3 protein-coding genes are annotated in these 4,927 nt (G+C 59.5%); all 3 read left to right on the top strand.

Annotated elements, in window-relative coordinates; genetic code table 11:
* A partial coding sequence (locus tag PHW69_09815) for a hypothetical protein (GenBank protein MDD4005478.1) occupies positions 1-1,561 on the top strand: 1,561 nt, incomplete at its 5' end.
* Positions 1,562-1,649: 88 nt separating this feature from the next.
* The gene (locus PHW69_09810; protein MDD4005477.1) at positions 1,650-2,390 is read left to right on the top strand and encodes a metallophosphoesterase family protein; all 741 of its coding nucleotides are present in this window, start codon (positions 1,650-1,652) and stop codon (positions 2,388-2,390) included.
* A 20-nt stretch (positions 2,391-2,410) separates the two neighbouring features.
* Positions 2,411-4,927, top strand: a 2,517-nt coding sequence (locus PHW69_09805; GenBank protein ID MDD4005476.1) for a hypothetical protein, incomplete at its 3' end; no start/stop codon positions are given.

Here is a 4,927-nt window from a genome sequence, read left to right as displayed (position 1 = left end):
GGAGCCGTACTGGGCGAAAGAGGAAGAAGTCCGGCTGGAGCTGACCTCCTCCGGCAAAAGTTTCACCGTCCTTTCCGCGGATATCGAGGAAAACCGCGGCGCGCTGGCCCGGACCGAGGAATCCCTGAACGCGCAGCGCAGCCGTCTTAATTCCGAGCTGGTGAAAGGCAACAGTCTGGAGCACGAACTGGGCCAGGCGCGGCAGCTGCTGAAAACAGCCGACGAAAGGCTGGATTCGCTTGGTTCGGCTCGTCAAAAATTCACCGAACAGGAAACCCGCCACCGTGCCGGCATCGCCAAACTGAAAACGGAACTGGAGCGCCTGCGGGCGGAGCAGAACCGCATCCGCCGGGAAGGTGAAGAGCTTAAGGTGCGCCGCGCGGCGGCGCAAACCAAGACATCCGCGCTTAAAAACGAGCAGGATTCTCTCAACACCGAACTTTACGAATACAAAATACGGCGCGGGAGCCTTGAATCCGATCTGAGAGGCGCGGAAACCGAACATGTCGCCGCCGTTGAAAGCGCCGGCCAGCGCGCCGGCCGGCGGGGCGAGGCCGAACTGCGGATTGAAGAACTGGGGCGCGACCGCGCGACCGCGGAAGCTGAACTGGCGCAGACGCGCGACCGGCTGGCGGAACTGGAAGTAAGCGAAACCACACTGCGGGAACAGCTGTCCGACAGCAAGCGCGAGTTTGATGAAAAAAGCCGGACCGCCTACGCGCTCAAAACCGAAACCACCGATATCCAGATGAAAGCGCACGAAGCGGAGATGGAGTACCGCAGCCATCTGGCGCAGAAGGACGCCGCGCTTGAGGAACTGCGCGAGCGGCACAATACCACCGCCGAAGAAGCGGCGATGAAGTATTCCGATTACAAGATTGATTACGAGCGCATAAAAATGATGCGCCGGCAGATTGAAAACATGGGCGCGGTGAACATGACGGCGCCGGAGGAATATGACGCGCTGTCGTCGCGCTATGAATTTCTCAAGACCCAGATAAACGACCTGGAAACCGCCAGGCGCGATCTGCGCACCGCGATCGGCAAGATCAACGCGACCACCAAGGAAAATTTCCGCGCCACGTTCGAGAAAGTGCGTGAAAGTTTCCGCCGGATTTACCAGACCCTGTTTGAAGGCGGCGAAGCCGACCTGCTGCTGACAGACCCGGAGAACCTGCTGGAAACCGGCATCGAGATCGTAGCCCAGCCGCCGGGCAAACGGCTCCAGAACATCAGGGCGCTGTCGGGCGGGGAAAAGGCGCTGACGGCGCTGTCGCTGCTGTTCAGTTTTTTCGTGGTGAACCCGTCGCCGTTCTGCATTATGGACGAGGCCGACGCGCCGCTTGATGAAGCCAACGTTGAACGGTTTGTGAACCTGCTGCGCGAGTTTGCCGGCCAGACCCAGTTTATAGTCATTACCCACAACAAGCGCACGATGGAAGCGGCGGACCGGCTGTACGGGGTGACGATGCAGGAATCGGGCGTATCGAAAGTGATGTCTGTTTCGCTGCAGTTCGCGGAACAGACGTTCGGAGAGGACAGGGCTGCCGCGGCGGTTTGACCCCGGCGGCGGGGCGCGGACAAAACGTTTGAAGCAAGAGGGAACGGCAGTGTCAGGGGGACGGTATTTCAATTTCAAAAGGAAAGCGATGAAATACGGTATTTTTTCAGATGTGCATTCCAACTACGAAGCGCTGAAAGCGATGCTGGAATTTTACAGGCTGCATGGGGTGCAGGGATATGTCTGCTGCGGGGATCTGGTGGGCTACGGGCCGGACCCGGACAAATGCGTGGAGGAGATCTCCTCGCTTCCGTTTCTTGACTGCGTGATGGGCAATCACGACATGGCGGCGCTCGGCAAAATTCCGATCGAGTGGTTCAACCCGTACGCGCGGCAGTCCATTGAGTTCGTCAAGGACGTGCTGTCCGGCGGCGCGATGGATTTTCTGCAGAGCTCGCCGCACGTCATCTGCCGCGAAGGCATGACGATCGTGCACGGCTCTCCTAAAAATCCGCTTGAGGAATACATGCTTACCGCCGACCAGTTTCTGGAGAACGAAAGTTACTGGAAAACGCCCGTCTGTTTCGTGGGGCACAGCCATGTGCCGCTTGTGATGCGCAAAACTCCGGACGGGAACAAACCGGAAGTGCTGCCGCTGCGTGACGGCGACCGGATAAAGACCAACGACGGGTCGCGCTACATCATAAATCCCGGCGCCTGCGGCCAGCCGCGCGACAGGGACGTGCGGGCCTCCTGCGGCATTTTCGACACCAGCACCGGCATTTTCGAGTTAAAAAGAATAGAATACGACGTTGCCAAAACCCAGAGCAGAATGACCGCGCTGGGCCTGCCGCGCATGCTTATAGAACGCATAGCGAACGGCTGGTGACATACATCACGCAGAGGCGCATGTACCATTTAATATCCGTTTTACTGGCCCAGCTGCTGTGCGCCGGAGTTTTTGCCGGCGCAGCGCAGGGCGTGCCGGCCGGCGCGGCAGTATCTTCAGGCGCAGCGAAACCGGACGCCGCGCGATTGCTGTTTTATGATGACACCATCCTGAACAACCCGGACCAGCTGCAGCTGCTGCAGACTCTTGTTTCGGCCAATACCGACACCATCCGGCTGGACTCGGTGGAATCAGGCGTCACCTATGCCAAGAACGGAGTGTATCTGCTTGCGTACAGCGGACGGGTGCGTCCGGAAAGCCTGTCGGAAGTTGAAAAAGACGCGCTGCTGTTCGAGGAAACGCCCGTCTGGGAGACAGCTTTTTCCATCCTCGCGCCGGACCAGCCGGACGATACGGAACTGGCACGCCTGATAGCAAAAACCGCGGCGGAAACGGAACTGGCGGGCGGAGTCCGCGTTTCCTCCAGAACCGTGCTGGCGGGCGTGCTGGAAACAGTGACCGGGCGGGTGTTTAAACTGCTGTCAAACCGGGAAACCATCCAGCCGGGCGCCTGGCAGCAGGCCGTTTACACCGTTTACCACCTGACTTACAAAGGCCGCAAGACGGCGATTTCGCTGATCTCCAAGCCGGTCGGCGGCATAGGATTCTGGCGGTCGGAGAAAGAAAAAACGGCGCGGCAGACAATACCGTCGTTTGTCATCAACACCGGCGGCGTGGAACCTTACGAGGGACTGGTTTCAAGCGCCGCGCTGGCGGAATATTATTCGGAATCGGGCACGGATATCCTGGCGTTCAAAGCGCAGGATGTGAGGGCGCTCGCACCATATCTGCTGCATGGATCAACCTTGAGCATAACGCCGGTATGCGGCAATCTCGACCGCGCGGCAGGCGCATACGCAGGCTGGCGCAAATACGCGGTGCTCGACGCCGGCGGCATAAAAATAGGAGTCTATTCGCTGATCAGCGCGCCGGATCTCAACCCCAAAACCGCCTTTGAATACGGGCTGAGCGTGTCCGATTACGCCAGCGAAGGCCGCGCCATTCTCGGCGCTTTGCGCGACACCGAACATGTTGATCTGACGGTTTTCGTTTCCCAGCTGGAGCAGGACGAACTGTCGGATTACCTGCTCCGTACGCCCGGCAACGACATTGTCATACAGGCGCCGCCGCGCTCCGATACCGCGGCGGGTAAAGTGTCCACCGTTGATCTGCGCGGCTGGCGGCGGCAATTAAACCGGGAACCTATCCTGAACGCCTGGCGCTCGCCGTTCAACATGGGCGAGCTGGAAGTGGAATTCAAACGCGAACGGCAGGGTTTCAGTCCCGCGAGAGTGGTCGAGCTGACAGGCGACAACCGGCCCCGGTCAATCGCGCCGGACAACCCGTATTACAAACTCAACTACAATCTGCTGGAAACGCTTTCACCGACGCGGAGCAGCGCGCTGCTGCCGGATCCGCGCGAGCTGTGGAACACGCTGTATTATCCGCCTCTGGCCGTGTTTAATCTAAGCGCCAACATACTGAAAGAACGCACCTGCGCGGAAGCCGCGTTTGTAAAATTGCGCAATCTGCCCGCGCGGTTTCCCGGCGAAGTTACGGCGGCCCAGTTCTCGCAGTGGATTCCGGCGGAGAAAATCCATATCGGCTACATAACGGGCGCGAACCTGGCGGAACTGGCCAAAGCGGTTGATTTTTCGCCGATAACGCCCGACGGAACGGATCCGGATTACGACGAAGTCAGCAAACTGGCGTCCTCCGGCCTCGCGGAGAACGGCAGACTGGCCAATATTCCGATAGACAAGGATGAAATCTACAAAATCGCGTTCACGGACGATCTGCTCAAAGACAAAGCGGCGTTTCCGCCGCTGGCCTCGGTATTTGGCTCCACCCAGATAGCCAACGCCGATCTGCTCGGCCTGACGGTGGAGTGGCTGTCCGCCGCGCGGGCGGCGCGCGCAGCCGCGGCCGATTCCGCCTTCACCGGCTTTATCAAAGGCCAGCGCGCCGCCGGAAATCCGCCCGCCGCTTCCGCGGTACGGGAAAACCCCGAACAGACGCTTTACCGCGCCGGGCGGCTCGGCGAATTATATTCGCTGTTCCGGGAAACGGCGTTACGGGAATATTACGGCCGGCTGCTGGCTTTCACCGCGCACCGCGACGATATCCGCCCGTTCGTGCGGCTGAACCTGCGCAAGCTGGAACTGCTATTTTCGCAGACCGACATCAGCAACGCCACACTCTACGGCGATTTTTCCAACACGAAACTTACCGCCGACAGCCAGATGCTCGTGCAGGGCGCGCTGGATTTTTATGTCGAGTATTTCAAGGACAACCTCCGCTGGGACAACGGCGTTTCGATGACGTACGGCAAAACCACCATCTATCCCACGGCAGGCGGCAGCGTGACCAGCGAAAGCTCGGACGATGTGCTGATCCAGAGCGAACTGGTGCAAAAACGCTACCGCGTTGACAATCTGCTCGGCGGATTTCTGGCCGGGCCGTTCCTGAGCCTCGGC

This window comes from Elusimicrobiaceae bacterium, from assembly GCA_028700325.1.
In the GTDB taxonomy this organism is placed as follows: domain Bacteria; phylum Elusimicrobiota; class Elusimicrobia; order Elusimicrobiales; family Elusimicrobiaceae; genus JAQVSV01.
The sequence above is the reverse complement of the archived record's forward strand: the minus strand, read 5'-3'. Positions and strand labels throughout refer to the sequence as shown.